Annotated in this window: 28 protein-coding genes and 1 tRNA gene; 20 read left to right on the top strand and 9 right to left on the bottom strand. The window is 69.3% G+C overall.

The genetic code is table 11. The annotated features are described in order from the left end of the window. Nucleotides 1-34 precede the first annotated feature (34 nt). Nucleotides 35-1159, bottom strand: a complete 1125-nt coding sequence (gene nirK, locus A9O63_RS08955) for a copper-containing nitrite reductase (protein ID WP_069331611.1) — start codon at nt 1157-1159, stop codon at nt 35-37. A 294-nt stretch (nt 1160-1453) separates the two neighbouring features. Further along, nucleotides 1454-2980, bottom strand: coding sequence for an MORN repeat-containing protein (locus A9O63_RS08950; RefSeq protein WP_069331610.1), 1527 nt, complete (start codon nt 2978-2980; stop codon nt 1454-1456). Nucleotides 2981-3161: 181 nt separating this feature from the next. On the opposite strand from A9O63_RS08950, the gene A9O63_RS08945 reads away from it, so the two are divergent. Then, nucleotides 3162-4826: an NAD+ synthase gene (locus tag A9O63_RS08945; protein WP_069331609.1), complete on the top strand. Its 1665-nt coding sequence runs from the start codon at nt 3162-3164 to the stop codon at nt 4824-4826. 104 nt (nt 4827-4930) lie between these two features. On the opposite strand, the gene A9O63_RS08940 is transcribed toward A9O63_RS08945, so the two are convergent. Continuing rightward, nucleotides 4931-5875, bottom strand: a complete 945-nt coding sequence (locus tag A9O63_RS08940; protein WP_069331608.1) for a 1-phosphofructokinase family hexose kinase — start codon at nt 5873-5875, stop codon at nt 4931-4933. A gap of 146 nt (nt 5876-6021) precedes the next feature. Between A9O63_RS08940 and A9O63_RS08935 the strand changes: the two genes are divergently transcribed. Then, entirely contained in the window at nt 6022-6615 is a 594-nt protein-coding gene (locus A9O63_RS08935) for an NAD(P)H-dependent oxidoreductase (RefSeq protein ID WP_069331607.1), read from the top strand. Between the two features lie 24 nt (nt 6616-6639). On the opposite strand, the gene A9O63_RS08930 is transcribed toward A9O63_RS08935, so the two are convergent. Next, nucleotides 6640-6879, bottom strand: coding sequence for a hypothetical protein (locus tag A9O63_RS08930; RefSeq protein ID WP_009564791.1), 240 nt, complete (start codon nt 6877-6879; stop codon nt 6640-6642). A 131-nt stretch (nt 6880-7010) separates the two neighbouring features. Here A9O63_RS08930 and A9O63_RS08925 point away from each other — a divergent pair, with 131 nt between their 5' ends. The 3 genes from A9O63_RS08925 (at nt 7011) to A9O63_RS08915 (ending at nt 8519) form a co-directional block, all read left to right on the top strand. Then, entirely contained in the window at nt 7011-7742 is a 732-nt protein-coding gene (locus tag A9O63_RS08925) for a M48 family metallopeptidase (RefSeq protein WP_069331605.1), read from the top strand. Between the two features lie 74 nt (nt 7743-7816). Then, entirely contained in the window at nt 7817-8068 is a 252-nt protein-coding gene (locus A9O63_RS08920; protein ID WP_009564792.1) for a DUF6455 family protein, read from the top strand. 88 nt (nt 8069-8156) lie between these two features. Next, nucleotides 8157-8519: a PRC-barrel domain-containing protein gene (locus A9O63_RS08915; RefSeq protein WP_069331604.1), complete on the top strand. Its 363-nt coding sequence runs from the start codon at nt 8157-8159 to the stop codon at nt 8517-8519. A gap of 218 nt (nt 8520-8737) precedes the next feature. Here the strand turns inward: A9O63_RS08915 and rimO are convergent, their stop codons facing one another. The 5 genes from rimO to fabI all read right to left on the bottom strand — a co-directional run bounded on the left by rimO (nt 8738) and on the right by fabI (nt 13369). Then, a complete protein-coding gene (rimO, locus tag A9O63_RS08910) occupies nt 8738-10105 on the bottom strand; it encodes a 30S ribosomal protein S12 methylthiotransferase RimO (protein ID WP_069331603.1) in 1368 nt (455 codons plus the stop codon). Between the two features lie 103 nt (nt 10106-10208). Further along, entirely contained in the window at nt 10209-11387 is a 1179-nt protein-coding gene (locus A9O63_RS08905) for an aminotransferase (RefSeq protein WP_069331602.1), read from the bottom strand. A 28-nt stretch (nt 11388-11415) separates the two neighbouring features. After that, a complete protein-coding gene (gene gpt, locus A9O63_RS08900; RefSeq protein ID WP_002719507.1) occupies nt 11416-11919 on the bottom strand; it encodes a xanthine phosphoribosyltransferase in 504 nt (167 codons plus the stop codon). A 9-nt stretch (nt 11920-11928) separates the two neighbouring features. After that, entirely contained in the window at nt 11929-12543 is a 615-nt protein-coding gene (locus A9O63_RS08895; RefSeq protein ID WP_069331601.1) for a LysE family translocator, read from the bottom strand. Between the two features lies 1 nt (nt 12544). Continuing rightward, the gene (gene fabI, locus A9O63_RS08890; protein ID WP_069331600.1) at nt 12545-13369 is read right to left on the bottom strand and encodes an enoyl-ACP reductase FabI; all 825 of its coding nucleotides are present in this window, start codon (nt 13367-13369) and stop codon (nt 12545-12547) included. 142 nt (nt 13370-13511) lie between these two features. Between fabI and pdxH the strand changes: the two genes are divergently transcribed. From pdxH to A9O63_RS08815, 15 genes are all read left to right on the top strand, one after another. Next, nucleotides 13512-14114 (top strand): pyridoxamine 5'-phosphate oxidase, encoded by a 603-nt coding sequence (pdxH, locus tag A9O63_RS08885; protein WP_069331599.1) that lies wholly within the window; start codon nt 13512-13514, stop codon nt 14112-14114. 116 nt (nt 14115-14230) lie between these two features. Beyond that, entirely contained in the window at nt 14231-14773 is a 543-nt protein-coding gene (locus A9O63_RS08880) for a cold-shock protein (protein ID WP_069331598.1), read from the top strand. Continuing rightward, on the top strand, nt 14734-15249 hold the full coding sequence (locus tag A9O63_RS08875; protein WP_069331597.1) for a DUF192 domain-containing protein: 516 nt from the start codon (nt 14734-14736) through the stop codon (nt 15247-15249). The genes A9O63_RS08880 and A9O63_RS08875 overlap by 40 nt, the downstream gene beginning before the upstream one ends. A gap of 312 nt (nt 15250-15561) precedes the next feature. Then, a tRNA-Pro gene (locus A9O63_RS08870) sits at nt 15562-15638 on the top strand. Nucleotides 15639-15850: 212 nt separating this feature from the next. Next, a complete protein-coding gene (locus A9O63_RS08865) occupies nt 15851-16633 on the top strand; it encodes a GntR family transcriptional regulator (RefSeq protein ID WP_069331596.1) in 783 nt (260 codons plus the stop codon). Between the two features lie 192 nt (nt 16634-16825). Next, entirely contained in the window at nt 16826-17590 is a 765-nt protein-coding gene (locus A9O63_RS08860) for an SDR family NAD(P)-dependent oxidoreductase (protein ID WP_069331595.1), read from the top strand. A 4-nt stretch (nt 17591-17594) separates the two neighbouring features. Beyond that, on the top strand, nt 17595-18251 hold the full coding sequence (locus A9O63_RS08855; protein WP_009564805.1) for a class II aldolase/adducin family protein: 657 nt from the start codon (nt 17595-17597) through the stop codon (nt 18249-18251). 65 nt (nt 18252-18316) lie between these two features. Further along, nucleotides 18317-19279 (top strand): sugar ABC transporter substrate-binding protein, encoded by a 963-nt coding sequence (locus A9O63_RS08850; RefSeq protein WP_012643879.1) that lies wholly within the window; start codon nt 18317-18319, stop codon nt 19277-19279. Nucleotides 19280-19460: 181 nt separating this feature from the next. After that, the gene (locus A9O63_RS08845) at nt 19461-20969 is read left to right on the top strand and encodes a sugar ABC transporter ATP-binding protein (protein ID WP_069331594.1); all 1509 of its coding nucleotides are present in this window, start codon (nt 19461-19463) and stop codon (nt 20967-20969) included. Continuing rightward, nucleotides 20970-21980: an ABC transporter permease gene (locus tag A9O63_RS08840; protein ID WP_069331593.1), complete on the top strand. Its 1011-nt coding sequence runs from the start codon at nt 20970-20972 to the stop codon at nt 21978-21980. A 3-nt stretch (nt 21981-21983) separates the two neighbouring features. Beyond that, the gene (locus A9O63_RS08835) at nt 21984-22961 is read left to right on the top strand and encodes an ABC transporter permease (protein WP_012643882.1); all 978 of its coding nucleotides are present in this window, start codon (nt 21984-21986) and stop codon (nt 22959-22961) included. Nucleotides 22962-22976: 15 nt separating this feature from the next. Continuing rightward, on the top strand, nt 22977-23927 hold the full coding sequence (locus tag A9O63_RS08830) for a sugar kinase (protein WP_069331592.1): 951 nt from the start codon (nt 22977-22979) through the stop codon (nt 23925-23927). Nucleotides 23928-23937: 10 nt separating this feature from the next. Next, nucleotides 23938-24684 (top strand): SDR family NAD(P)-dependent oxidoreductase, encoded by a 747-nt coding sequence (locus A9O63_RS08825; protein WP_069331591.1) that lies wholly within the window; start codon nt 23938-23940, stop codon nt 24682-24684. Nucleotides 24685-24917: 233 nt separating this feature from the next. Further along, entirely contained in the window at nt 24918-26336 is a 1419-nt protein-coding gene (locus A9O63_RS08820; RefSeq protein ID WP_069331590.1) for an aldehyde dehydrogenase family protein, read from the top strand. Continuing rightward, nucleotides 26333-26582 (top strand): YbfB/YjiJ family MFS transporter (locus tag A9O63_RS08815; RefSeq protein ID WP_141703061.1); only part of this gene is annotated, 250 nt, incomplete at its 3' end. The genes A9O63_RS08820 and A9O63_RS08815, both read left to right, overlap by 4 nt.

Genomic DNA, 26582 nt, shown 5'->3' with positions numbered 1-26582 from the left:
CCGGGACGGCGCGCCTGCGCCGCCCCGGCCGCGGTCAGCCCGCCACGCTCGTGGGCGCCACCAGCTGCTCCATCAGGTCGTTGTTCCACGCGCCCTCGACCAGCACATGCGCCGTCGCGCCCTTGTGGACCGCCTCGATCAGGTTGTGGTTCACATAGGCATAGACGCCCGGCTGGAGGAATTCGTAGAGCGCCGCCCCGGCCGAGCCGCCGCGGATGAACCAGGTCTCGAGGTCGCGCTGCGGCGGGTTGTGGAACTTGCCCGTCTCCCAGACGAGATCGCCGTGGCCGCCGATCAGGTGCGGGCGCGAGTCCCGGTTGGGCTGGCTGTGGATGAAGAGCACGCGCTCGCCTACGTTGGCCTTCATCGCCTTGTCGCCGGTGAGCGCCCCCACCGCGCCGTTGAAGACGATGTGGCTCGGGGTGAGCGTGTCCATCACCGCTACCATGTCCTCGTAGCCTTCCGACGGGTCGGCATAGCGGCGGTAGGTGCCGTCCGCGTCCTTGGGCACATAATGGTCGCTCTCGCCGATGTAATAGAGCCGGTCGTAGCGCACGGGCTTGCCCTGGGCGTCGGTCAGCCCCTCGCGCGGCAGCACCATGATGCAGCCCGCCATGCCCGAGACGACGTGCCAGGGGATCATCGGGCCGCCGGGGGCGCAGTGATAGACGAAGGTGCCGGCGCGGGTGGCCTTGAAGCGCAGCACCACCTGCTCGCCCGGGTTGATGAGCGTGAGCCCGCCGCCGCCGAGCGCGCCGGTCGCGGCATGGAAGTCGATGTTGTGCGGCATCGTGTTCTCGGCCGGGTTCACGAGCGTGAGCTCGACGTAATCGCCCTCGTGCACGATCATGAGCGGGCCGGGGATCGAGCCGTCGAAGGTCATGGCCTGCATCCAGGCATCCTCGTCGAGCTGGACCTCCTTCTCGACGATGCGCATCTCGAACTCGTTGATGACCGGGCTGCCGGTGGCGACCTGCTCGTGGGCATGGGCGAAGGGCGGGACCACGAGCTTGTGCTTGACGCGGGGCAGGCTCGACAGGTCGGCGGGCGCGGCCGCCGCGGCTTGGGCGGGCGCCTCTTCTGCGCCTGCCGCCCGGATCACGAGCGGCGCGGACGCCAGGGCAGCGGCTCCGACAAGGGCGGCTCGGCGGGGAAACATCGGGTCTCTCCTTCGGTGGATGATGTTTCTGACCCGATGGGTAGATCCGGGAGGAGCCCTGAAGTTTGCGATTGCGCAACATGTGCCGGCCGCGGTCGGGCCGCGGTCTCATATGTCGCACCCGCCCTTTGAAGTCCGGGAAGAGCCCGCCGAGGGCCGGGTGCGGCGGCGGGCCTGCGCGCAATCCTGCGGCCCGCTCCGGAAGCCCCGAGGGCTTGTCCTGTCTGCTCGAAGGGCGCTGGCGGAGCCACGTCCGACCGGAATGTCCCGGCGGGCGTACCGCCGGGGGCCGGGTCAGTCGGCGGTGGAGGCCTCGGCAGGGGGCGCGGCATCCTCTGCGGGGGGTGTGGCATCCTCGGCCGGGGCGGGGGCCTCCGCTGCGGGCGCCTCGGCGGCAGGCTCGGCGAGGATGCCGTCCTTCCATTCGCCTGCGCTCTCCTGCCCCGTGGCATAGCGCATCACGCCCTGTCCCTGCCGCTTGCCGGCCTTGAAGGTGCCCTCGTAGACGTCGCCGTTGGCGTAGGTGGCGATGCCCTGGCCGTCGATCTCGCCCGCCTTCCAGCCGCCCTTGTAGCGGAAGCCGTCGGCCATCACGATCTCGCCCTCTCCCTCGCGCTGGCCGCGCACGAACTGGCCGGTATAGACCGTGCCGTCGGCATAGGTGGCCTTGCCCTGGCCGTGGCGCTGGCCCTCGACCCAGTCGCCCTCGTAGCGGTAGCCGTCGGGATAGGTCATGACGCCCTGGCCGTGGTTCCTGGCGGCATGGAACTGGCCTTCGTAGACGAGGCCGTTGGCATAGGTGGCGGTGCCACGCCCCTCGATCACGCCGTCCTTCCAGTCGCCCTCGTAGGTCGAGCCGTCGGGATAGGTGATCTTGCCGCGCCCTTCGGGCTGGTCCTCGTGGAACCGGCCCACATAGACCGAGCCGTCGGGATAGGTGACGCGGCCCTGACCCTCGATCCGCCCCTCGACCCAGGCGCCTTCGTAGACATAGCCGTCGGTGCCGCGGAAGGTGCCCTGCCCGTGGCGCCGGTCGGCGTGGAACTCGCCTTCGTAGATGTCGCCGTTCCGGTGGGTGACCTTGCCGCGGCCCTCGCGCTGGCCGTCCTTGAGCGGGCCCTCGTAGATGTCGCCGTTGGGCTGGGTGAGCTTGCCCGTGCCGTTGATCTGGCCATTGTCCCAGGCGCCCACATAGACGAGCCCGTCGGGCATGGTGAGCGTGCCCTGGCCTTGGCGCTGGCCCTTGACCAGATCGCCCTCGTAGATCGCGCCGTCGGGATAGACGATCTTGCCGCGGCCCTCCTTGACGCCCTCGACCCAGTCGCCCTCGTAGCGGTAGCCGCCGGGGTTCTCGAGCACGCCCTTGCCGTGGTGGACGGCGTTGCGGAACTGGCCGGTATAGACCGAGCCGTTGGCATAGCGCGCCACGCCCTCGCCGGTCATCTGCCCGCCGGTCCAGTCGCCCTCGTAGGTGCCGCCGTCCGAGAAGCTGATCTTGCCGCGCCCCTCGGGCTTGCCCGCGACGAAGGCGCCCTCGTAGACCGAGCCGTTGGGAAAGCGCGCGCGGCCCTGGCCGCGGATCTCGCCATCGGTCCAGTCGCCCGAATATTCGTAGCCGTTGGGCAGCCGGTAGGTGCCCGTCCCGTGCTGGAGGCCGTTGCGGAACGTGCCCTCGTAGACCGAGCCGTCGTCATACTGCTTGGTCGTCACGGCACCCGGATCCTGCGCGAGGACCGCCGGGGCCCCCAGTGCCGCTCCAAGTGCCACGGCGGCCAGACCGTGTCTTCTGGCCCGTCCGATCCGTTCCTTCGTCTTCCGCATCCGTTCCTGCCCCGTTCGCCGACTGCTCCGCCCTGCTGGCATGATGCTGGCCGGGCGAGAGCCTAGAGGCTGGCCCTCCGGCTGACAAGCGCATCGGCCGCTATCGTCTTTCCCTTGCCCGGCAGTCTGGTAGAAGACAAGCCAAACCCGCGTGAGCCGGGACCCCGACGGATCGGAGACCATGACAGAACGCTTCCGCCTGACCCTCGCGCAGCTCGATCCGACGGTGGGCGATCTTGCCGGAAACGCAGCGCTGGCCCGCCGGGCGTGGGACGAGGCGCGCGCGGCCGGATCGGACATGCTGGCCCTGACCGAGATGTTCGTGACGGGATATCAGACGCAGGATCTGGTGATGCGGCGGGCCTTCGCCGAGGAGGCGATGGCCACGATCGAGCGGCTGGCCGCCGACTGCGCCGAGGGGCCGGCCATCGGCATCGGCGGGCCCTGCCTCGAGGACGGGCGGCTGATGAATGCCTATTGGGTGCTGGAAGGCGGCCGGGTCAGCGCCCGGGTGTTCAAGCACCATCTGCCCAATTCCGAAGTGTTCGACGAGAAGCGCGTCTTTGCCTCGGGCGAGGTGCACGGGCCCTGCCGGGTGGGGCCGCTGCGCATCGGCATTCCGATCTGCGAGGACAGCTGGCATCCCGATGTCTGCGAGACGCTGGCCGAGACCGGGGCCGAGATCCTGCTGGTGCCGAACGGCTCGCCCTATCACCGCGAGAAGCTCGATGTGCGGGTGAACCTGATGGTCACGCGGGTGGTCGAGACCGGCCTGCCGCTCGTCTATCTCAACATGGTGGGCGGGCAGGACGATCAGGTGTTCGACGGCGCCTCCTTCGTGCTCAATCCGCACGGGCGGCTGATGGCCCAGCTTCCGGCCTTCGAGGAGGCGCTCGTCCATGTCGATTTCGAGGCGACGGACGAGGGCTGGCGGGCGCTGCCCGGGCCCATCGTGGCCCAGCCCGACCTGTGGGAGGCCGACTATCACGCGATGGTGCTGTCGCTGCGCGATTATCTCGGCAAGAGCGGCTTTTCGCGCGTGCTTCTGGGGCTGTCGGGCGGGATCGACTCGGCCTTGGTCGCGGCCATCGCGGCCGATGCGCTGGGCCCCGAGGCCGTGCGCTGCGTGATGCTGCCCTCGCGCTTCACCTCGCAGGCCTCGCTGGAGGATGCGGCGGCGGTGGCGCGCGCCCTCGGCTGCCGTCTGGACGAGGTGGGGATCGGCGGGCCGCAGGAGGCGGTGGGGGCGGCGCTCGGGCCGCTCTTTGCCGGCTCCGAGCCCGGCATCACCGAGGAGAACATCCAGAGCCGCCTGCGGGGCCTTCTGCTGATGGCGCTGTCGAACAAGTTCGGCGAGATGCTCCTGACTACCGGCAACAAGTCCGAGGTGGCGGTGGGCTACTGCACGATCTACGGCGACATGAACGGCGGCTACAATCCGATCAAGGATCTCTACAAGACCCGGGTGTTCCAGATGTGCCGCTGGCGGAACGGCCACCATCGCCCCTGGATGAAGGGGCCCGCGGGCGAGGTGATCCCGCCGCGGGTGATCGACAAGCCGCCCTCGGCCGAGCTGCGCGAGGACCAGAAGGACGAGGACAGCCTGCCGCCCTATGCGACGCTCGACGCGATCCTCGAGGGGCTCGTGGACCGCGAGGAGAGTGTGGCGGAGCTGGTGGCGCGCGGCTTCGAGCGCAAGACGGTGGCGCGGATCGAGCGGCTGATCCTCGGCAGCGAATGGAAGCGCTTCCAGTCGGCGCCGGGCACGCGGCTCACGCGGCGGGCCTTCTGGCTCGACCGGCGCTATCCGATGGTGAACCGCTGGCGGGACGCGGGCGGCGCCTGAGGCCGCTCTGGAGCGGGGGCTGCGCGCCCCCGCCGCCCGGCCGGGGGCCGGGCTCCCCCGCGGGATATTTGGACCAGACTGAAAGGGGAGGGCGCTGCGCGGGCTCAGAGGGCTTTCGCGGCACAGGAGGGCAGGAGGCGCGCCACATCCTCGGGATGGCAGAGTTCGGTCGCCTCGGTGAGGACGGCCGCCGCGGCACCGGCCACGCCATGGGCCAGGGCCTCCTCCGGAGGGGCGCCCCGCGAGAGGGCGAGGACGAAGGCCCCGACGAACGTGTCGCCTGCGCCGACCGCGCTCACCACCTCGACCGGTTCGGAGCGGGCGTGCCAGCGGCCTCGGGCATCGGCGAGGACCGAGCCGTCGGCGCCGCGGGCGATGATCACGCAATCGGCCACGCCGCGGGCCACGAGGCTTGAGGCGAAATCGGCCGTTTCGGAGGCGCATGCGAGGGGGCGGCCCGCGAGGCCCGCGGCCTCGCCATCGTCCATCCGCAGGATGTCGAGGTCGGGCACCCCGCCCGCCGCCAGATGGGCGAGCGGTGCGCCGGACGTATCGACCAGAAGCCGGGCGCGCTTGCCCAGCACCCGGGAGACCATGGCCGGGAAGTCGGCGGGCACGCCGGGCGGCAGCGAGCCCGAGAGGACCACCATGCCGCCCTCGGGCACGGCGCTGTCGATCCGGGCCAGAGCGGCCTCGACCCGCGGCGTGTCCCAGACGGCGCCCGGCAGCATGAAGCGGAACTGCCGGCCCGTGGCCGTTTCGGTCACGGTGAGGCTTTCCCGCGTCTCGCCGGGGCCCGAGAAGGCCACGATCTCGATGCCCGCCGCCGCGACGAGGGCGGAAAGCCGGGCCCCGAGGGTGCCGCCGAGCGCCACGAAGGCGGTGCTCCGGCCGCCGAGGATGCGGATCGCACGGCTGACATTCAGCCCGCCGCCGCCTGGATCGACCCTGGGCTCGGTGCAGCGCAGCTTGATCCCCGGCAGGACCTGCGGCACGTCGGCAGCGAGGTCGATCGCCGGGTTCAGCGTCAACGTGAGAATGGGGATCATGGCTCGGTTCCCGTTTTGGGGCAGAGTGCCAGACCCGTCCGCCGGGCACAATGCCGCGATGCAGCGGCGGGAGAGGCGGCCCGGCACGCCGCCTTGGAACCGAAGGCCGCCCGTCTCCGTTCGGCCGGGGCTGCAAGGAGGATCCCATGCCCGTGAAACTCGCCATCCTGTTCTACACCACCTACGGCACCAACCATCGCATGGCCGAGATCGCCGATGAGGCTGCCCGCGCGACCGGCGCCGAGGTGCGGCTGCGCAAGATCGCCGAGACGGCGCCCGCCTCGGTCGTCAACGGGCAGGAGGCCTGGAAGGCGCAGGTGGAGCGGATGGCCGACATTGCCGAGGCCCGTCCCGAGGATCTCGACTGGGCCGATGCCTATCTCTTCTCCGCCCCCACCCGCTTCGGCGCGGGCCCGAGCCAGCTGCGCGCCTTCATCGACACGCTGGGCCCGCTCTGGTCGCAGGGCAAGCTCGCCGACAAGGCCGTGAGCGCGATGAGCTCGGCGCAGAACGTGCACGGCGGGCAGGAGGCGACGATCCTCGGCCTCTACACCACCTTCCTCCATTGGGGATCGATCATCGTGGCGCCGGGCTATACCGACCCCGTGCTCTTCAAGTCGGGCGGCAACCCCTATGGCTACAGCCACACGCAGGGTGCCGAGTTCGACGAGGCGGCCCGGGGCGCCATCGCCCATCAGGTGCGCCGGCTGGTGAAGATGGCGGAGAAGCTCGCGGCCTGATCCGCGGCGCGCCCGTCCTGCGGCTCAGCCCTCGGGGCGGGCGAGGCGATAGCTGCCCTCGGGCAGGTTCAAGGCGGCGGCGAGGTCGCGGATCTGCGCCATGGAGAGGGTGATGCGGATCACCTCGTCCCGGCGCGGATCCACCTGCTCGAGCGTGACCACATCCTCGAAGGCCGAGATCGTGGCATCCTCCTGCAGATGGGGGCCGCCCTCGTCGATGAGGGTGATGACGGTCGCGTCGAAATCGTGCTCGATGGTGAACATGGGCCGATGGTAGGGCAGGGGCCGGGGAAGCTCAACCCGTGCGACGGCGGGTGCCCGCACCTTCGCGTGACGGGCCCTTTCGCCCGCCCCGGCTTCTGGTAAGGTTCGCCGAAAACGAGATGGGGTGACGGATGCTGCGGTTCGGGTTTGCCGCCGTTCTACTGGTGCTGGCGGGCTGTTCCGCACCGATGGGTCCAGTGGCGCTGGGGCCGGGAAGCTATCAGGCCGCTCCCGATCCGGGGCCGTTCCTGACGCCGGGGGATGCGCAGCGGGCCTTTCCGGCCGTGGTCGCACGCGTCGAGCCGGTGGCCGAGGCCATCTGCCTCGAGCGCACCCGCGGCGTGCCCTGCGATTTCCAGATCGCGGTGGATGCGCGCCCCGGCCTCGACCCGAATGCCTTCCAGACGCTGGACGATTACGGACGGCCGGTGATCGGCCTCACCCTCTCGCTCATCAGCGACGCCCGCAACGTGGACGAGCTGGCTTTCGTGGTGGGGCACGAGACGGCGCACCATATCCTCGGCCACATTCCCCGCCAGCGCGAGACGGCGCTGACCGGCGCGGTGCTGGCGGGCGTGCTGGCCCAGATGGGCGGGGCCGATGCGCAGACGATCCGCTCGGTGCAGGAATTCGGCGCCAATGTGGGCGCGCGGAGCTATTCGAAGAATTTCGAGCTCGAGGCCGACGGGCTCGGGACCGAAATCGCGATCCGGGCCGGCTACGATCCGGTGCATGGCGCGGAATTCTTCCCCCGCCTGCCCGATCCGGGCGACACGTTCCTCGGCAGCCACCCGCCCAATGCGCAGCGCATCGCCGCGGTGCGCCGGGCGGCCGAGAGCATCGGATATGTCAGCGCCTGGTGAGGCTTGATCTGCGTCATGGAAGCGCGCGCGGCGACCGGCGAAGGTCGGCGCGCAACCGTTCCCAGGAGGATCGCATGATCGGTTATGTCGAAGCCCCCCGCGCCTGGTCGCTCACCCGGGGCATGGCGCGCGTCGCGGGCGTGAACCTCCCCGACGCCGTGCTCGAAGGCTGGCTCAGCCGGGCCGAACTGGCCGAGATGGTGGACCGCTGCCAGACCTGCACCGCGTCGGACGCCTGCACGGGCTGGCTGTCGCATTCCGGCCGCTCCACCGTGCTGCCGGCCTTCTGCCGCAACAAGACCGAGATCGAGGCGCTGGCCTCCTGAGCCTCGGGCGGGGTTCGGAACATCCGCCCTCTCCGGGCCGTTTCCCTCCGACGCCGCGAGCCCGCGCGGCCTTGAAGGAGGAGCGTCCATGACCCCGCACACCGCCACCAGCGCAAGCCACATGGTCTCGAGCGCCGACGTGAACGGCACGGCCGTCTACAGCCCCAAGGGCGAGCATCTCGGCCATGTCGACCATCTGATGATCGACAAGGAGTCCGGCGTGATCGCCTATGCCGTCATGGCCTTCGGCGGCTTTCTGGGCCTCGCCGAAGACCATCACCCGATCCCGTGGAAGAAGCTGAGCTACGACCAGACGCTCGGGGGCTTCGTCACCGACATCACCCGCGAACAGCTGGAAGGCGCCCCCCAGCGGGGCGAGAACTGGCGCGAGGACCGCACCTGGGGGGCGGCCACCTACAACTACTACGGCGTCCCGCCCTACTGGATCTGATCCGGGCGAGACGGAGGGGCCTGCCCTGTGACGGCGGCGAGCCCCTCCGCGGCCAGGGCTTTTCTCACATCCCTGACAAGGTCATCTTCTACGGCAGACGGTGAAAGGGCCGGAGGGTCGCCACGACAAGGGCGATCCCGGCCGGGACACCCGTGAAGACCGAACTTCGCACCTGCGAGTGCTGAAAGAAGAGGCCGGGGAGGACCCTCGCTGATGCCTCAGACCGGACGGCCCCAGAGATCGTAATCCCCGGCTTCCTCCACCTCGACCGTCAGGATATCGCCGGGCGCCAGCCTCTCGAACCCCTCGTCGATGAAGAGATTGCCGTCGATCTCCGGCGCGTCCGCTTTGGTGCGGCAGGTGGCGCCGTCCTCGTCCACCTCGTCCACGATCACCTCGATCCGCCGGCCCACCTTCGCCGCGAGCTTGGCCTCCGAGATGGCCTGAGCCTTCTCCATGAACCGGTCCCAGCGCTCCTGCTTCAGCTCGGGCGCCACATGGTCGGGCAGGGCGTTCGAGCGCGCGCCGGCCACATTCTCATACTGGAAGCATCCCACCCGATCGAGCTGTGCCTCGTCGAGCCAGTCGAGCAGGGTCTGGAACTCCGCCTCGGTCTCGCCGGGATAGCCCACGATGAAGGTCGAGCGCAGCGCGATCTCGGGACAGTCGCGCCGCCAGGCCGCAATCTCGTCGAGCGTGCGGGCCGCCGCCGCCGGCCGCGCCATCCGCCTGAGCACCTCGGGATGGGCATGCTGGAACGGAATGTCGAGATAGGGCAGCACCAGCCCCTCCGCCATCAGCGGGATCAGCTCGCGCACATGCGGGTAAGGATAGACATAGTGGAGCCGCACCCAGGCCCCGAGCTGGCCCAGCTCCCGCGCGAGCGGCAGGATCGGGAACTTCACCGCGCCCTTCCAGTCGGTGCCGTAGGCGCTGGTGTCCTGACTGATGACCAGAAGCTCGCGCACCCCGGCCTCGACCAGCTTCTCGGCCTCGCGCAGCACCGCCCGCTCGGGACGGCTCGCAAGCCTGCCGCGCATGTCGGGGATGATGCAGAAGCGGCAAGTGTGGTTGCAGCCTTCCGAGATCTTCAGATAGCTGAAATGGCGTGGCGTGAGCCGCACGCCCGTCGCGGGCAGAAGATCCACGAACGGATCGGGCGCGGGCGGCACCGCCCCATGCACCGCATCGAGCACCTGCTCATATTGATGCGGGCCGGTCACCGCGAGCACCTTCGGATGCGCCCCCGTGATATAATCGGGCTCGGCGCCGAGACAGCCGGTGACGATCACCCGCCCGTTCTCGCGCAGCGCCTCGCCGATCGCCTCGAGGCTCTCGGCCTTGGCGCTGTCGAGAAAGCCGCAGGTGTTCACGATCACCGCATCCGCCCCGGCATAATCGGGCGAGATCGCATAGCCCTCGGCGCGCAGCCGCGTCAGGATCCGCTCGCTGTCCACGAGCGCCTTCGGGCAGCCGAGCGAGACCATGCCGATGGTCGGCTGTCCCTCGCGGCGGGGGCTGTCGATCACCAGGCGCGGCGCGAGGTCGGGGCGGAGGTTGGGCGGGTTCTGGGCCATCGCGCCCATATAGCGTGGGCCCTGCGCGCGCGGAAGGCCCCGCCTCCTTCATTCTGGCGCAAATATCCTCGGGGGGTGCGGGGGGCAGACAGCCCCCCGTGGCGCGGGCCCCTCAGTCCGTGACCTGCGCCAGCCGCGAGAACAGATCGGCGATCCCGGCCTGATCCACATTGGCGAAGGCCATGCGGAACTGACGCTTGCCTGCCTCCGACCCTTCGGGCTGGAACATGGTGCCGGGCAGCAGGAGCACGCCCGCCTCCCGCACCAGCCGCGGGGCAAGCCGGTCGGAGGGCGTGTCGAACGGATGTTCGACATAGGCGAAATAGGCGCCGCAGCCGAGAAGCGTCCAGCCCTCGAGCGCCGAGAAGCCGCCCACCATCGCGGTGCGCCGGGCGAGGATCTCGCCGCGCTCGCCCGCCACCCACTGCGCGAGGTTCCGCATCCCCCAGAGCGCGCCGATCTGGCCGAGCTGGCTCGGGCAGATCGCCACCGTATCGAGGAACTTCTCGATCTGCGCCAGACGCGCGGCCGAGGCCACCACGGCGCCCACCCGGTGGCCGGTCAGCCGGTAGGCCTTGGAGAAGGAATAGAGATGCACCAGCACCCCCTCCCAGTCCGGATCGGTAAAGAGCGCGTGCGGCGCGCCGGTCCGGCTGTCGAAATCGCGGTAGGTCTCGTCCACGATGAGCGCGAGGCCGCGCGCGCGGGCGAGATCGCGGAAGGCGTCGAGCGTCGCCGCCGGATATTCCACCCCGCCCGGATTGTTGGGGCTCACCAGAACGATGGCGCGGGTCCGGGGGCCGACGAGCGCCGCCGCCTCGTCCGCATCGGGTAGAAGGCCCGGGCCCGTGGGCAGCGGCACCGCCGTCACGCCCTGCATGTCGAGCCACATCTTGTGGTTGAAATACCACGGCGTGGGCAGGATCACCTCGTCTCCCGCCCCGGCAAGGGTCGCCATGATCGCGCAGAAGGCCTGGTTGCAGCCCTGGGTGATCGCGACCTGCGCGGGCTCGATCCGTCCGCCATAGGCGGCCGACCATTGCGCCGCGATCTCGGCGCGCAGCGCGGGCAGGCCCAGCACCGGCCCGTAGAGATGGGCCTGCGGATCGTTGAGGGCGGCCTCGGCCAGGGCGGCCCGAAGATCCGCCGGCGGCGGTTCGACCGGCGCGGCCTGGCTCAGATTGAGAAGCGGCCGGTCGGCGGGGAAGCTCAGCCCCTGGATCCAGCGCCGCGCCTCCATCACCGGGGGCGGGAAGGTCGCGGCCATCGCGGGGTTGAGCGGCAGGGTCATCGGAAGCTCCGGAGGCAGGGGCGGCGGCTCAGTCGCGGCCGCGGTAGGGCTCCACATATTGCAGGGCCATGTCCCAGGGGAAGAAGATCCAGGTGTCCTGGCTCACCTCGGTGATATAGGTGTCGACCATCGGTCGGCCCGAGGGCTTGGCATAGACGGTGGCGAAATGGGCGCGCGGATAGAGCGTGCGCACCAGCTCCAGCGTCTTGCCCGAATCGACGAGGTCATCGACGATCAGGATGCCGTGGCCGTCGCCCATCAGCTCGGCCTGCGGGGCCTTGATGACGGTGGGCGCCTGCTGCTCCTGCCAGTTGTAACTTTTCACGCTGATCGTATCCACGGTGCGGATATCCAGCTCGCGGCTCACGATCATGGCGGGCACGAGACCGCCCCGGGTGATGCCCACGACGGCGCGCCACGAGCCATTGTCCGGCCCCTGGCCGTCCAGCCGCCAGGCCAGTGCGCGGCCGTCGCGGTGGATCTGGTCCCAGCTGACGTGGAATCCCTTCTCGTGGGGAAGGCGCTCTTTCATAACGGTCTCCTAGAACGCGGCGAGCTTCACGCCGAGCAGCGCCAGCAGGCCGCCAAAGCTGCGGTCGATGACGGATTTGAGGCTGATATATCCGCTGCGCGCCCGTTCAAAGGAGAAAACGCGGGCGACGAACGTGTTCCAGAGGAACTCGTTGAGAAAGACCGCGAGAAGCAGGAGGCCCACGGCCCAGGGAGCCGCATCCTGCGGGACCGTGCCGATGAAGATCGCCGAGAAGAAGACGGCCGGCTTCGGATTGGACAGCTGGGTGAAGAGCCCGAGCCGGAAGGCCGAGGCGGCGCTCCTCGGCAGGCGTCCCGCCTGCCCGGTGTCGAACGGCCGGTCGGCCTCGCGCCACATGACATAGGCCATGCGCAGCAGATAGAGGGCGCCTGCGATCTTCATGCCCCAGAGGAGCGAGGGCGCCACCTTGAACAGGAGCGCCAGTCCGAAGAGCGCGGCCGAGGCCCAGACGAGCGCCCCGGCAGCAAGCCCGAGGGCCAGAATCGCGCCGGTGCGCAGCCCCTCGCTCATGCCGGTGCGGGCCGACATGAGGACGGCCGGGCCCGGGCTGATCGCCGCCATCAGATGCAGCAGCCAGGCTGCGGCGAAGGCGGCGAGGCTCATGTCAGTGGTCCTTGCGGCCGGTCACGGCGTCGATGTCGGGCGCATCCACGGCCTTCATGCCGACGACATGGTAGCCCGCATCCACATGCAGCACCTCGCCCGTCGTGCCCGAGCCCAGATCGGACAGCAGATAGAGCGCGGCCTTGCCCACCTCCTCCTGCGTGACGTTCCGACGCAGCGGCGAGTTCAGCTCGTTCCACTTCATGATGTAGCGGAAGTCGCCGATGCCGCTGGCGGCCAGCGTCTTGATCGGGCCGGCCGAGATCGCGTTGACGCGGATGCCGTCCTTGCCCAGATCCTCGGCGATATATTGCACCGAGGTCTCGAGCGCGGCCTTGGCGATTCCCATCACGTTGTAGTGCGGCATCACCTTCTCGGCGCCGTAGTAGGTCAGCGTGAGAAGGCTGCCGCCCGCCGGCATCATGGCGCAGGCGCGCTGGCAGACGGCGGTGAAGGAATAGACCGAAATGTCCATCGTCATGCGGAAGTTCGCGGGCGTCGTGTCGACATAGCGGCCGCGCAGCTCGGACTTGTCCGAGAAGCCGATGGCATGGACGACGAAGTCGAGCGTGCCCCAGACTTCCTTCAGATGGGCGAAGAGCCGATCCAGCGAGGCCTCGTCGGCCACGTCGCACTCCACCATCTCGGTCGCCCCGATCGAGGCGGCCAGCGGCTCGACACGCTTTTTCAGCGCATCGCCCTGATAGGAGAAGGCCAGCTCGGCTCCCTGGTCGGCGCAGCATTTCGCGATGCCCCAGGCGATGGACTTGTCGTTCGCCAGCCCCATGATGAGCCCACGCTTGCCAGCCAGCAGTCCGTTCGCCATCGGGTTTCCCTCGTCATGTTCTTGAGTGGTTTTCGCGAGGTGTAGGCCATCCCTCGGGTTGCATCAAGTGCGGCAGGATGCGGCGGTATTGTGGGGGGCGGCGCGTGGCTCTAGGGTCGCTTCGCGCAGGAAAGGAAGCATCATGGACAGGACGGGCATCTTCGCCGGGGACGATCCCTTCGCCATCGCCGCAGGCTGGCTGGCCGAGGCCGAGCCGCAGGAGCCGAACGATCCGAACGCCATCGCGCTCGCGACCGTCGATGCCGCGGGCCTGCCCAACGTGCGGATGGTGCTTCTCAAGGAGATCGAGGCCGAGGCCTTCGTCTTCTATACCAACTACGGCTCGCAGAAGGCCGTCGAGATCGAGACCTCGGGCAAGGCCGCCTTCGTGCTCCACTGGAAGTCGCTGCGCCGCCAGATCCGCGTCCGCGGCCTCGTCGAGCGCGAGGAGGGGCCGCAGGCCGACGCCTATTACGCGTCGCGCTCGCTCAAGAGCCGGCTGGGCGCCTGGGCCTCGGAGCAGAGCCGCCCGCTCGCCTCGCGCACCAGCCTTCTGGCCGAGGTGGCCCGCGTCACGGCGCGCTTCGGAACCAACCCTCCGCGCCCCGCGTTCTGGGGTGGTTTCAGGATCAAGCCGCTTGAGATCGAGTTCTGGGCCGACGGCGCCTTCCGCCTGCACGACCGGTTCCGCTGGCGCAGGAACAGTCTGTCGGACGGCTGGTCCATCGAGCGGCTGAACCCGTGATATTCGCGCTTCGCGAATGAAAAGGTTCGTATACGAGTGATGATTTGCTCTTGAATCCGCCGGAGGATTGACGGCACTAGTTTCAATCTACGGGCTCATCTGGGGACAGCTCTGGAATGGTGGAAGACGAAAAGGCCCTGCAGCTTGTGCATGGCCGCGTGAAATGGTTCGATCCGGCCAAGGGCTTCGGGTTCATTGTGACCGAGGAGAATGGTGCCGACATCCTCCTCCACGCCAATGTCCTGCGGAACTACGGCCAGAGCTCGGTGGCGGACGGCGCCGGCATCACCGTCAAGGTCCAGAGCACCCAGCGGGGCGTTCAGGCTGTCGAAGTGATCGAGATCGAGCCTCCGGAAGGAACGACCTTCCACCTCAGCGAGGACAGCGAAGCGACGACGCCCGAGGAGATCGCCGCGCGTCCGCTGGAGCCCGGCCGGGTGAAATGGTTCGACAAGGGCAAGGGCTTCGGCTTCGCCAATGTCTTCGGCCGGCCCGAGGATGTCTTCATTCACGTCGAGGTCCTGCGCATGTCGGGCTTTGCCGATCTCGCGGCGGGCGAGGCGGTGGCGCTGCGCATCATCGAGGGGCGGCGCGGACGCATGGCGGTGCAGGTGGTCTCATGGGAAGTCGCAGCGCGTCAGCATCAGCAGCCGGTCTGAGCGCTCTCGCGCTCGTGCTGGCCCTTCTGCCGGGTGCGGCCCGGGCGGATTGTCGCCCGGATGCGGTCGAGTTGCGCACGGCAGCCGGCTCCACGGTGCGATTCTCGGTGGAGATTGCCGACACGCCGGCCGAACGGTCGCGCGGGCTGATGCACCGCGAGAGCCTGCCGCGGTCCTCGGGGATGCTGTTCCTGTTCGACGCGCCGCACCGGGCGAGCTTCTGGATGCGCAACACCCTCATTCCGCTCGACATGATCTTCGCCGGGCCCGACGGCACGGTGAAGGTGGTCCATTCCAACGCGGTGCCCGAGGATCTCACGCCCATCTCGGGCGGCGACGGGATCCAGAGCGTGCTCGAGATCAACGGCGGCCTCGCCCGCGCGCTCGGCATCGGCCCCGGCACCGTCCTGCAGCATCCGGGCCTCGACCAGTCCCTCGCCGCTTGGCCCTGCGAAGAAGCGCCGCCCAAGCCCTGAGCGGGGTCCCCCGCCGTCGTCCGCAGAGGCCGGGGCTTGCCGGGCTGCGTCGGGCATCTGGCGAGGCTCTTGCCCGGGATCGCACATGGGCGACCGAGGCCGCGCCCCCGCGTCTCCTTCCACCGGCACAAGCGGTTCGCTCGGGAAGGTGCCGGGGAGGGGGCAGAGACCTGCCGCGCCGACCTCTCGGACAGGGGCGGCAGAAGGGTAGAGACCTGCCTCGTCGAGCCTCTCCAGTGCTCGCCCGCCGAAAGCCGCAGATGGCGACCGCCCCTTTCCAAGCGGCCGGCGAGGCTGTAGGAAGACCCCCGACGGAGTGTAGCGCAGCCTGGTAGCGCGCCTGCTTTGGGAGCAGGATGTCGGGGGTTCGAATCCCTCCACTCCGACCATCCCCGATGCTTCAGGCCGACATTGACCCGCGCCCGGCGGAGGTTTGCTGGCGCCTCCGAGGGTTGACATACTGGTCATAACCAATAATCGTGCCGGATCATCCTGATCGGCCGCGGGACGGGCCTGCGGCCAGAGGCGAGGGGGCGAAATCCGGCGATTGACTCAAGGCCAGCACAGTACCGTTCAGCGCCGCGGGCGTCCGAGCTATGACATGGAGGACGGCGACAGCGCCGAGGCCTTTCGCGCCTTCGCTGCGGGCGTCGCGCTTCAGCGCGAGGATCCGAGCCCGCTCTGGGTGCAGCTGAAGAACCGGATCGAGCGCGCCATCCTCGACGGAACCCTTCCCGAGAACGCACGCCTGCCCTCCGAGCAGGCCATGTGCAGCATGTTCGACCTCTCGCGTCCGGTGATCCGCAACGCGCTGCAGGCGCTCGCGGGCGAGGGGCGGGGCATCAAGCAGCCGAGAAAGGGCATGTTCGTGGCTCCGCGGGCGCCCGAACTTGCCTTCATGACCTCGGCGCTCGGCGTCTTCGACGATCTCTCGGCCAAGGGTTACAAGGTCACGGTCAAGACCTACGAATTCGGCCTGCATCCGGCCAATGAGGACGAGCGGCGGGTCTTCAAGCTGCCCGAGGGATTTCAGGTGATCCGCGCGCTGCGCGTTTACCATGCGAACGAGACGCCGCTGACCCATACGCTGATCTCGCTGCCCGCGCACCGGCTGCCGGGCTTCGAGAAGCTCGACATGGAAGGACGCTCGATCTTCGGCACGATCCGCGAGCTTTACGGGCTGACGGTGGCGCGGGCGGATCGCTGGCTGAAGGGCGCCATCGTTCCGCCGGAGGTGGCGGCGCGGATGGGCGTGGCGCCGGGAGGCGCCATGATCGCCATCGAGTCGGTCGCCTACGACCATGACGGCAATGCGCTGGAATATTACCGCGCTTACTACAACAGCGAGATCGCCCCGATCCACGTGGCAACCGACGCCCGTTAAGCGACTGTCTTCGCGGCAGAAAATCTCCTGCGGCCGAGATCTGCGAATTCTGATTATTACCACATTGACAGAAGCGGATTTGCCTCTTACCTTTTTCTGGTAACGACCAGAAACCGCGTCGCGGGGCTGGGAAGGACGCGGCCGATCCTCGGGAGGAACCTTCGGGTCTGGGCTCCGCGTCAGGGAGGAAGAATGGACTACAGGACGGTTTTTCGTCTCGATGGCGCCTGCGCGGCCGTCACCGGAGCGGGCAGCGGCATCGGCCTCGAAATCTGCCGGGCCTTCGCGGCCTCGGGCGCGCGGCTCATCCTGATCGATCGGGAGGCTGCGGCCCTCGACCGGGCGGCCCAGGAGCTTGGCGCGGCGGTTGCGGCGCGGATTGTGGCCGATGTGACGGATGCGGAGGCGATGACCGCCGCGGCCGCCGAGGCGGAAGCCGTGGCTCCGGTCTCGATCCTCGTCAATTCCGCGGGCATCGCCCGCCTCCACGATGCGCTCGAGACCGACGACGCCACCTGGCGGCAGGTGATGGCGGTCAATGTGGACGGCATGTTCTGGGCCAGCCGCGCCTTCGGCCGCGCCATGGTCGAGCGCGGGGCAGGGGCCATCGTGAACCTCGGCTCCATGTCGGGCACCATCGTCAACCGCCCGCAGTTCGCCTCGAGCTACATGGCCTCGAAGGGGGCGGTGCATCAGCTGACGCGGGCGCTCGCCGCCGAATGGGCGGGCCGGGGCGTGCGGGTGAATGCGCTGGCGCCGGGCTATGTGGCGACCGAGATGACGCTGAAGATGCGCGAGCGGCCCGAGCTCTTCGACACCTGGCTCGACATGACGCCGATGGGCCGCTGCGGCGAGCCCTCGGAGATTGCGGCGGCGGCGCTGTTCCTTGCCTCGCCGGCGGCGAGCTATGTCACGGGCGCAATCCTCGCGGTCGATGGCGGTTACACGGTCTGGTGAGGCGATGAACGAGATGAGCGATCTGTCCGACCTCGCCAAGCGCGAGGAGATCATCCGCCAGTGTCTCGAGATGAACCGCTCGGGCCTCAATCAGGGCACCTCGGGCAACATCTCGGTGCGCCACGGCGAGGGGATGCTGATCACGCCCACGTCGCTGCCCTACGACACGCTGGTGCCCGAGGACATCGTCTTCGTCTCGATGGAGGGCGAGGTACGGGGCCGGCACAAGCCGTCGAGCGAATGGCGCTTTCACCGCGACATCCTGCGCGAGCGGGCGGACGTGAATGCGGTCGTGCATGCGCATCCGACCTACTGCACCACGCTCGCCATCATGAACCGCGAGATCCCCTCGATCCACTACATGCTGGCGGTGGTGGGAGGCCCGAACATCCGCTGCGCGCCCTACGCGATCTACGGTTCGGAGGAGCTGTCGCGGAATGCGGTCGAGGCGCTGCGCGACCGCAAGGCCTGCCTTCTCGAACATCACGGCATGATCGCGGTGGGCAAGAGCCTCGCGCAGGCCATGTGGCTCGCCGTCGAGGTCGAGACGCTGGCCCGGCAGTATCACGGCTGCCTGCAGATCGGCGAGCCGCGGCTGCTGAGCGAGCGGCAGATCCAGGACGTGATCGACAAGATCGCCGGCTACGGCCACCAGGGCTGAGCGGCAGGAGGACCCCGCAAGGGACAAGGCCGGCGGAGGAGCCGGTTGCATAGGGAGGAAGAGACATGACGACCAAGACCGCGAAGGGACTGACGACTGCGCTTCTGCTGCTCGCGACCCTGTCGCCCGCGCTGGCCGAGGAGCTGACGCTGGAAGGCAAGACGATCGGCATCACCGCGATCGGCACCGATCACGACTGGGACCTCAAGGCCTATCAGGCGCAGATCGCCGAGATCGAGCGGCTGGGCGGCACGGCAATCGCGCTCGATGCGGGCCGCAACGACCAGACGCAGGTGAGCCAGATCCAGACGCTGATCGCGCAAAAGCCCGATGCGATCATCGAGCAGCTGGGCAACCTCGACGTGCTGAACCCGTGGCTGCAGAAGATCAACGACGCGGGCATCCCGCTCTTCACCGTCGATACGGCGACCCCGCACGCGATCAACAACACCACCTCGAACAACTATTCCATCGGGGCAGAGCTGGCGCTGCAGATGGTGGCGGATCTGGGCGGCAAGGGCAATGTGCTGGTCTTCAACGGCTTCTATTCGGTGCCGGTCTGCAAGATCCGCTACGACCAGATGAAATACGTTCTCGAGGCCTTCCCGGACGTGAAGATCATCGAGCCCGAGCTGCGCGACGTGATCCCGAACACGATCCAGTCGGCCTATTCCAACGTCACCGACATGCTGACCAAATATCCCAATGAAGGCGACATCGGCGCCATCTGGGCCTGCTGGGACGTGCCGATGATCGGCGCCACGCAGGCGCTGCAGGCGGCCGGGCGCACCGACATCCGCACCTATGGCGTGGACGGCAGCCCCGAGTTCGTCGAGATGGTGGCCGATCCCGAGAGCCCGGCGGGCGCGGTGGCGGCGCAGCAGCCCTCCGAGATCGGCAAGCTCGCGGTGCAGAACGTGGCGCGCCACCTCGCGGGGCAGGAGGTGAAGCCCTTCACCTTCGCGCCGGCGGTGCTCATCACCAAGGAGAATGCGGCCGAGACCGCCGCGGACTTCCTGCCGAAGTAAGCCGGTCGCGCGCGGGCCCGCCCGGACCCCGAGCGGGACCGGGCCTCTGCCCGCGCGCCATGGCCCGGTCGGGCCGCCTCACCGGCTGCGGAGCCCCCATCGGGGCTTCCTCGGGCGGGGGCCGTCCTCCTCCCTTCTCCGGCCCCGCCCGTTCCTGCCATCATTCCTCGGGAGCACGTCCATGAGCGGTCTCGCCATCGACATGACCGGCATCTCAAAGGCCTTCGGGCCGGTGAAGGCGCTGGTCGACGCCGACCTCCGCGTGGCGCGCGGCACGATCCACGGGCTCGTGGGCCAGAACGGCGCCGGCAAATCGACGATCATCAAGGTGCTGGCTGGGATCCTGAAGCCTGACAGCGGCCGCATCACCATCAACGGCACCCGGGTGGAGAGCCTGACGCCCGCCTCGGTCGAGCGTCTGGGCGTCCATTTCATCCATCAGGAGCGGCTTCTCGTGCCGACGGCCACCGTGGCCGAGGCGGTATTCCTGAACTACGAGCTGCGCTTCGGCCCCTTCCTGCGCCCCGGTGCGATGAAGCGGCGCGCCGAAGAGCTGATCCGCACCCATTTCGGGCTCGAGCTGCCGGGCGACACGCTGGTGCGCGACCTGACGACCGCGCAGCAGAAGATCGTGCAGATCACCCGGGCGCTGGCGCAGGAGGCGAAGGTGCTCGTGCTGGACGAGCCGACCGCGGCGCTCGTGAAGCGCGAGGTGGACAGCCTCTTTGCGGTGCTGCGCAACCTGCGGGCGCAGGGCATCGCCGTGATCTTCATCTCGCATTACATGCAGGAGATCGAGGATCTCTGCGACGAGGTGACCGTGATGCGCAACGGCACCGATGTCGGCGTCGTGCGCCCCGGCGAGACCTCGATCGACGAGATCGTCTCGATGATGATCGCCCGCGACGTGGGCGAGATGTTCCCCCGCCGCAGCCATGCGCTGGGCGCGCCCGTGCTGCGGGTCGAGGGGCTGTCGCAGGCGGGCCACTTCCGCAATGTGAGCTTCGAGGTCCGCGCGGGCGAGGTGCTGGGCATCACCGGCCTCCTCGGCTCGGGCGTGAAGGAGCTGGTCGAGTGCCTCTTCGGCCTCGAGCAGCCCGATGCGGGCAGCGTCACCATCGACGGCGAGGTGCGCCGCTTCGCCAATCCGGGCCGGGCGGTGCAGGGCCGGATGGCCCTCGTCCCCGAGGACCGGCGGGCGCATGGCGTGGCCACCGACATGTCGGTGCGCGACAATATCACCATCGCCAGCCTCGATCGCTACATGACCCGCGGCTTCGTCTCCCGCGCGCGGGAGAATGAGGCGGTGGACGGCTTCATCCGCGAGCTTTCGATCAAGACGCCGCACCGCGACCAGCTGGTGCGCAACCTCTCGGGCGGCAACCAGCAGAAGGTGGCCCTGGCCAAGTGGCTCTCCTGCCAGAGCCGGGTCTATGTGCTCGACGAGCCCACGGTCGCCGTCGACGTGGGCGCCAAGGTCGAGATCTACACGCTGCTCAATCGGCTGGCGGCAGAGGGGGCGGCGATCCTCTTCCTCTCGTCCGACCTGCTCGAGATCGCGGGCTTCTGCGACCGCGCCCTCGTCGTCTACCGCGGCACGCTGAACGGCGAGTTCGCGGGCGAGACGCTCGACAGCGACCTGCTCCTGGCCGCCGCCTCGGGCGCGCGGGCCCAACGAAAGGAGGCCTGAATGACCATGGCCCTGTCCCCGTCCTCCCCCGAGAGCCCCGCGGGCGCAAGCCGCGGCAAGGCACTGGCCGCTGCCGCCATCCGGCTCGGCGCGCTCGCCACCTTCGCGGCCATCATGGCCTATTTCGCCCTGACCGCGCGCGGCTTCGCCACGCCCTTCAACATCGTCAACGTGATCGAGCAATCGGCGATCCTCGGCATCCTCGCCTTCGGCATGTCGGTCGTCATCATCGGCGGCGGCTCGGAGGTGCAGACCGGCGGCATCGACCTGTCGCTTGCCGCCAATGCGGGCCTCTGCGCCGCGGTCTTCGCCACCGCGACCAACGCAGGCCTTCCCGCGCCGATGGCCATCGCCGCCACGCTCGGCACCGGGATGCTCGTGGGCGCGGTCAATGGCTTTGCCGTGGTGGGCCTCGGCATCCTGCCGCTTCTGGCGACCCTCGCCTCGATGAACATCGTGGCCGGCATCGAGCTCACGCTGACCGAGAACACGGTGCTCTCGACCAGCTCGCCCCTGCTGAGCGTCCTCTCCTCGGGCCGCTTCCTCGGGATCTCGGCGCTGGCCTGGGTGCTGATCGCGGCCTCGGTGATCGTGGGCCTCGTGATCCACCGCACGCCGGTGGGCCTCCGGCTCTATGCGGTGGGCGGCCATCCCGAGGCCGCGCGCGCGGCGGGCCTCAACGTGGGTCTCCATGTCTGGGGCACCTATGTCTTCGCCGGCCTCTGCGCGGGTCTTGCGGCCATCCTCATCGTCTCGCGCCTCTCGGCCTCGACGCCGGGGACGGGCGAGCTTCTGCTCTCGATCCTCGCCGCGGCGCTCCTTGGCACGGTCTTCTCGCGCCGCTTCGTGCCGACCGTGGGCGGCACCGTCCTGTCGGTGATCTTCATCGGCTTTCTCGCCAACGGCTTCCAGCTTCTGCATCTGTCGAGCTACTGGGTCTCGGGCGTTCAGGGCGCGCTGATCCTGCTGGTCGTCGCCGTCACCTCCTATGCCCGTCCGCAGGAGCACTGAGCCATGAGCCTCTCCCTCTCCCGCCATCTGCCGAAGGACCGCGAGAGCTTCTCGACGCTGGCCGTGCTGGTGGCCTTCGTTGGCCTGTTCCTCGTCTTCGCCACGCAGGCCGATGCGTTCCTGACGCTCGGCAACCTGCGCAACGTGCTGGTCAACAACGTGGTCCTCCTCGCCATCGTGGCGCTCGGCGTGACCTTCGTCGTCTCCTCGGGCGGCATCGATCTCTCGGTGGGCGTGTCGGTGGACATGGCGAGCCTCGTCTTCGTCTCGGCGCTGGCCGCGGGCGTGGCGGCGCCCCTGGGGCTCGCGGCCGGTCTCGGCGCGGCGCTCCTCGTGGGGCTTCTGAACGCCATCCTGATCGCGCGGCTGAAGATCAGCCCGTTCCTTGCCACGCTGGGCGTGCTCTTCATCGGCCAGTCGGTGCAGCGTCTGGCCACCGGCGGCGGCCAGCCGATCTATCTCGTGACCAAGGACTATGCCGAGATCTTCAACGCCATCTCGCGCTCGAGCCTTCTGGGCGTGCCGACGCCCGTCTGGGTGCTGATCCTGTGCGTCCTCGCGACCTGGCTCGCGCTGCACCGCATGGGCTTCGGCCGGCAGGTGCAGGCCATCGGCGCGCGCCCGGGCGTGGCCTGGTATTCCGGCATCCGCGTGCCCTCGCGGCTGACGCAGGTCTATATCCTCGCAGCCGTCCTCGCCGGGATCACCGGGATCCTGCTCTCGGCCACGGTGCGCTCCTATGTGCCGATGTCGGGCAATGCCTTCCTGCTCGACGCCATCGGCGCCACCTTCATCGGCACCACCATCAGCCGCGAGCGCCGGCCCTCGATCCTCGGCACGCTGCTCGGTGTGGCGCTCCTCGCCATGGTCAAGAACGGCCTCCTGCTCATCGGCTGGAACTTCTACTGGCAGCAGGTGGGGATCGGGGTCCTCGTCTTCGCCGTGCTCGCCCTCAGCTTCGGCCTCCAGCGCCGCCACTAACGGAAAACAGAGATCATGCCGACCTATGACGTGAGTTCCATCGGGTTCTATGTCTGCGACATCCTCGGTCGCCCCGTGACCCGCATCCCCGACGGCGGCCGCGCCGACTACATCCAGGAGATCCGGATGACGGTCGCGGGCACCGCCGGAGCCACCGCCGCCGACTGCGCCATCCTGGGCCTGAAGACGCTTGCCGTCACCACGGTGGGCGAGGACGAGATGGGCGACTTCATGGTGGCCAAGCTCACCCGCTTCGGCGTCGATTGCGCCATGGTGGCGCGCGACGGATCGGTCCAGACCTCGGCCACGATCCTGCCGGTGCGCCCGAACGGCGAGCGGCCCGCGCTCCATGTGCCGGGCACCGCCGCCACCTTCCGCATCCCCGAGGGCCGGCTCGAGGCCGCGCTCGATGCGCGCATCGTCCATGTGGGGGGCACGGGCCTTCTGAAGAGCTTCGACGGCGCCCCCACGGTCGAGGCGCTGCGCCGCGCGAAGGAGCTCGGGCGCATCACCACCTTCGATCTGATCCAGGCCACGCCCGAGACCTTCGAACTGGTCCGCCCCTGCCTGCCCTACATCGACTATTTCGTGCCCTCGATCGAGGAGGCCTCGGAGATGGCGGGCACGACCGATCCGGCCGAGGTGGCGCGCTTCTTCAAGGGACTGGGCGTGAAGAACGCGATCCTGACCATGGGCGGGGAGGGGGTCTATGTCTCGCCCGAAGCGGGCGAGGATTTCCGCCTGCCCGCCCATGCGATCGAGGTGGTCGATACCACGGGCTGCGGCGACAGCTTCACGGCGGGCGTGATCGTGGGCCTCGCCCGCGGCTGGGACCTGCGCGAGTGCTGCCGCTTCGCCTCGGCGGTGGCGGCGCGTGTGGCCATGGGGCTCGGCTCCGACGGCAAGCTCGTCTCGTTCGAGGACACGATCGAGGCCATGAACACCTTGCCCCTGCGGGCGAACTGAGGACGGACGGATGACGAAGACGGCGGTTGTGACGGGGGCTGCGCGCGGGATCGGGCGCGCGCTCGCGGTGGGGCTCGCAGAGGCGGGCTACGATGTGGCGGTGACGGATCTGGCCTCGCAGGCCGAAGGTCTGGCCGAGACGCGCGCGCTGATCGAGGGCGCGGGCCGGAGGGCCTTCGTCGAGACGGTGGATGTCTCGGACCGGGCCGCGGTCTTCGCCGCGATGGCGCGGATCGAAAAGGCCGCGGGCGGGATCGACGTGCTGGTGAACAATGCGGGCATCCTGAAGCCCTCGCTGCTCGAGGATCTCTCGGAGGCCGACTGGGACGCCCACATGGATGTGAACGTGAAGGGCGTCCTGTCCTGCTGTCAGGCGGTGCTTCCGGGGATGCGCGCGCGCAAGGCCGGGCGGATCGTCAACATCGCCTCCATCGCGGGCCGTCAGGGCGTGCCGACCCAAGGCCACTATGCGGCGACCAAGGCCGCCGTCATCACCCTGACGCGGGTGCTGGCGCAGGAAGCGGGCATGGACGGGATCACCGTCAATGCCATCTGCCCCGGCATCATCCTGACCGAGATGGGCAAGAACAACCTCGGCTCGGACGAGGCCATCCGCCACTGGGAAGAGGTGGCGGCGCTGAAGCGTCTGGGCGCGCCCGAAGATATCGTGGGGCCGGTCCTGTTCTTCGCGGGCGAGCAGTCGGCCTTCGTCACCGGGCAGGCGCTGAACGTCTGCGGCGGGATCTACTTCCACTAGGATCCATCCCGGTCCGCGGCGCATCTCCCGTCGCGGGCTCCCCCTTCTGTCTTCCGCCGCGGGCCGGCGGTGACGCCAGTCCGCGGACGCACCGTTGGCGGCCTTGGGATCCGCACGGGCGCTTCCGCCCTGCCTCCCGCCCGTCCCGCACGGGACATGCTCCAAGACAATCCCCTCGCGGCGCCTTTTCGGGCCGTGACACCTTTCCCCTTCGCCGCCACAGGAGGCCTCTCATGCGCAACATCGACCGTTTCTTCATTGGCGGCGCCTGGACGGCCCCCCTCGGCACGGACCGGCATCGGCTGGTGAACCCCGCGACGGAGGAGGAGATCGCCGCGATCCCGATGGCCTCGGCCGAAGATGTCGACCGGGCCGTGGCGGCTGCCCGCGCCGCCTTCGAGGGGTGGCAGGCCAGCTCGAAGGAGGAGCGCCTCGTCCTCCTCCGCCGTCTCCTCGATCTCTACAACGCGGCCTATGACGAGCTGGCCGAACTCATGACCCGCGAGATGGGCACGGTGGCCCGCTTCAGCCGCGAGGCGCAGGCCTGGGTCGGGCGCGCGCATCTGGAGGCCGCCATCGAGGCCCTCGAGGCCGAGAGCTTCGAGGAGATGCGCGGCTCCACCCTGATCTCGAAGGAGCCCATCGGCGTCTGCGCCCTCATCACGCCCTGGAACTGGCCGATGAACCAGCTGGTCGTGAAGGTGGCCCCCGCCCTTGCCGCGGGCTGCACGGTGGTGGCGAAACCCTCGGAATTCTCGCCGCTCTCCTCGATCCGCTTCGCCGAGCTGGTCGAGGCCGCGGGCTTCCCGCCGGGCGTCTACAACCACATCACCGGCGCGGGCCCCGTCGCGGGCGAGGCGCTCGCGCGGCACCCGGACGTGGACATGATCTCGATCACCGGCTCGACCCGGGCGGGGATCGCCGTGGCGCGCGCGGCCGCCGACACGGTCAAGCGCGTGACGCAGGAGCTCGGCGGCAAGTCGGCCAACATCATCCTGCGCGACGCGGATCTCGCCACCGCCGTCCGGCAGGGGGTGCTCGACTGTTTCGGCAATGCGGGGCAGGCCTGCAAGGCGCCCGCGCGGATGCTGGTGCCGGCCGAGCGGATGGAGGAGGCCGCGGCCCTCGCGGCCGCGGCGGCCGAGGCCCTGACGGTGGGGGCGCCCGAGGGCGAGGTCGATCTCGGCCCCGTCGTGAACGAGAGCCAGTGGCGCCGCATCCAGTCGCTGATCGAGGCGGGCATCGCCGAGGGCGCGCGCCTCGTCACGGGGGGGCCGGGGCGCCCCGATCACCTGCCGCGTGGCTGGTATGTGCGCCCGACCGTCTTTGCCGATGTGGCCCATGGCTCGACCATCGCCACCGAGGAGATCTTCGGCCCCGTCGTGGCCCTCATTCCCTACGGGGACGAGGAAGATGCGATCCGCATTGCCAACGACTCGATCTACGGGCTTGCGGGCTATATCCAGACCGGCGACCCCGAGAAGGCGCGGCGCATCGCGCGCAGGCTGCGCGTGGGCATGGTCTATATCAATGGCGCGGGCTGGGATGCGCGCGCCCCCTTCGGCGGCTACAAGCAATCGGGCAACGGGCGCGAACATGGCGCCTGGGGCCTCGCCGACTACCTCGAGACGAAAGCCACGGCCGGATTGTGACCAGCGCCTACCGCAATGCCCTTCTCCTGAGCCTCGGGCCCGCCGCCGGGATCGGGCTCGGCCGCTTCGCCTATGCGCTGCTTCTGCCGGCGATGCAGGCCGATCTCGGCTGGAGCTATGCGGCGGCGGGCTGGATCAACGCGGCCAATGCCGCGGGCTATCTCGGGGGCGCCATGCTCGCCCCCGCGCTGGCGCAGAGGGTCGGCGCGGCGCGCGCCTTCGCCGCCGGGCTGGCGATGCTGCTGC

It is taken from the genome of Cereibacter johrii (assembly GCF_001720585.1).
GTDB classification, from domain to species: domain Bacteria; phylum Pseudomonadota; class Alphaproteobacteria; order Rhodobacterales; family Rhodobacteraceae; genus Cereibacter_A; species Cereibacter_A johrii.
This window is presented reverse-complemented; position numbering and strand designations above follow the sequence as displayed.

Excerpts from the sequence above, each read along its gene's own strand:
- nirK (WP_069331611.1), bottom strand. The coding sequence starts at position 1,159 with ATGTTTCCCCGCCGAGCCGCCCTTGTCGGAGCCGCTGCCCTGGCGTCC.
- A9O63_RS08950 (WP_069331610.1), bottom strand. The coding sequence starts at position 2,980 with ATGCGGAAGACGAAGGAACGGATCGGACGGGCCAGAAGACACGGTCTG.
- A9O63_RS08945 (WP_069331609.1), top strand. The coding sequence starts at position 3,162 with ATGACAGAACGCTTCCGCCTGACCCTCGCGCAGCTCGATCCGACGGTG.
- A9O63_RS08940 (WP_069331608.1), bottom strand. The coding sequence starts at position 5,875 with ATGATCCCCATTCTCACGTTGACGCTGAACCCGGCGATCGACCTCGCT.
- A9O63_RS08935 (WP_069331607.1), top strand. The coding sequence starts at position 6,022 with ATGCCCGTGAAACTCGCCATCCTGTTCTACACCACCTACGGCACCAAC.
- A9O63_RS08930 (WP_009564791.1), bottom strand. The coding sequence starts at position 6,879 with ATGTTCACCATCGAGCACGATTTCGACGCGACCGTCATCACCCTCATC.
- A9O63_RS08925 (WP_069331605.1), top strand. The coding sequence starts at position 7,011 with ATGCTGCGGTTCGGGTTTGCCGCCGTTCTACTGGTGCTGGCGGGCTGT.
- A9O63_RS08920 (WP_009564792.1), top strand. The coding sequence starts at position 7,817 with ATGATCGGTTATGTCGAAGCCCCCCGCGCCTGGTCGCTCACCCGGGGC.
- A9O63_RS08915 (WP_069331604.1), top strand. The coding sequence starts at position 8,157 with ATGACCCCGCACACCGCCACCAGCGCAAGCCACATGGTCTCGAGCGCC.
- rimO (WP_069331603.1), bottom strand. The coding sequence starts at position 10,105 with ATGGGCGCGATGGCCCAGAACCCGCCCAACCTCCGCCCCGACCTCGCG.
- A9O63_RS08905 (WP_069331602.1), bottom strand. The coding sequence starts at position 11,387 with ATGACCCTGCCGCTCAACCCCGCGATGGCCGCGACCTTCCCGCCCCCG.
- gpt (WP_002719507.1), bottom strand. The coding sequence starts at position 11,919 with ATGAAAGAGCGCCTTCCCCACGAGAAGGGATTCCACGTCAGCTGGGAC.
- A9O63_RS08895 (WP_069331601.1), bottom strand. The coding sequence starts at position 12,543 with ATGAGCCTCGCCGCCTTCGCCGCAGCCTGGCTGCTGCATCTGATGGCG.
- fabI (WP_069331600.1), bottom strand. The coding sequence starts at position 13,369 with ATGGCGAACGGACTGCTGGCTGGCAAGCGTGGGCTCATCATGGGGCTG.
- pdxH (WP_069331599.1), top strand. The coding sequence starts at position 13,512 with ATGGACAGGACGGGCATCTTCGCCGGGGACGATCCCTTCGCCATCGCC.
- A9O63_RS08880 (WP_069331598.1), top strand. The coding sequence starts at position 14,231 with ATGGTGGAAGACGAAAAGGCCCTGCAGCTTGTGCATGGCCGCGTGAAA.
- A9O63_RS08875 (WP_069331597.1), top strand. The coding sequence starts at position 14,734 with ATGGGAAGTCGCAGCGCGTCAGCATCAGCAGCCGGTCTGAGCGCTCTC.
- A9O63_RS08865 (WP_069331596.1), top strand. The coding sequence starts at position 15,851 with ATGGAGGACGGCGACAGCGCCGAGGCCTTTCGCGCCTTCGCTGCGGGC.
- A9O63_RS08860 (WP_069331595.1), top strand. The coding sequence starts at position 16,826 with ATGGACTACAGGACGGTTTTTCGTCTCGATGGCGCCTGCGCGGCCGTC.
- A9O63_RS08855 (WP_009564805.1), top strand. The coding sequence starts at position 17,595 with ATGAACGAGATGAGCGATCTGTCCGACCTCGCCAAGCGCGAGGAGATC.
- A9O63_RS08850 (WP_012643879.1), top strand. The coding sequence starts at position 18,317 with ATGACGACCAAGACCGCGAAGGGACTGACGACTGCGCTTCTGCTGCTC.
- A9O63_RS08845 (WP_069331594.1), top strand. The coding sequence starts at position 19,461 with ATGAGCGGTCTCGCCATCGACATGACCGGCATCTCAAAGGCCTTCGGG.
- A9O63_RS08840 (WP_069331593.1), top strand. The coding sequence starts at position 20,970 with ATGACCATGGCCCTGTCCCCGTCCTCCCCCGAGAGCCCCGCGGGCGCA.
- A9O63_RS08835 (WP_012643882.1), top strand. The coding sequence starts at position 21,984 with ATGAGCCTCTCCCTCTCCCGCCATCTGCCGAAGGACCGCGAGAGCTTC.
- A9O63_RS08830 (WP_069331592.1), top strand. The coding sequence starts at position 22,977 with ATGCCGACCTATGACGTGAGTTCCATCGGGTTCTATGTCTGCGACATC.
- A9O63_RS08825 (WP_069331591.1), top strand. The coding sequence starts at position 23,938 with ATGACGAAGACGGCGGTTGTGACGGGGGCTGCGCGCGGGATCGGGCGC.
- A9O63_RS08820 (WP_069331590.1), top strand. The coding sequence starts at position 24,918 with ATGCGCAACATCGACCGTTTCTTCATTGGCGGCGCCTGGACGGCCCCC.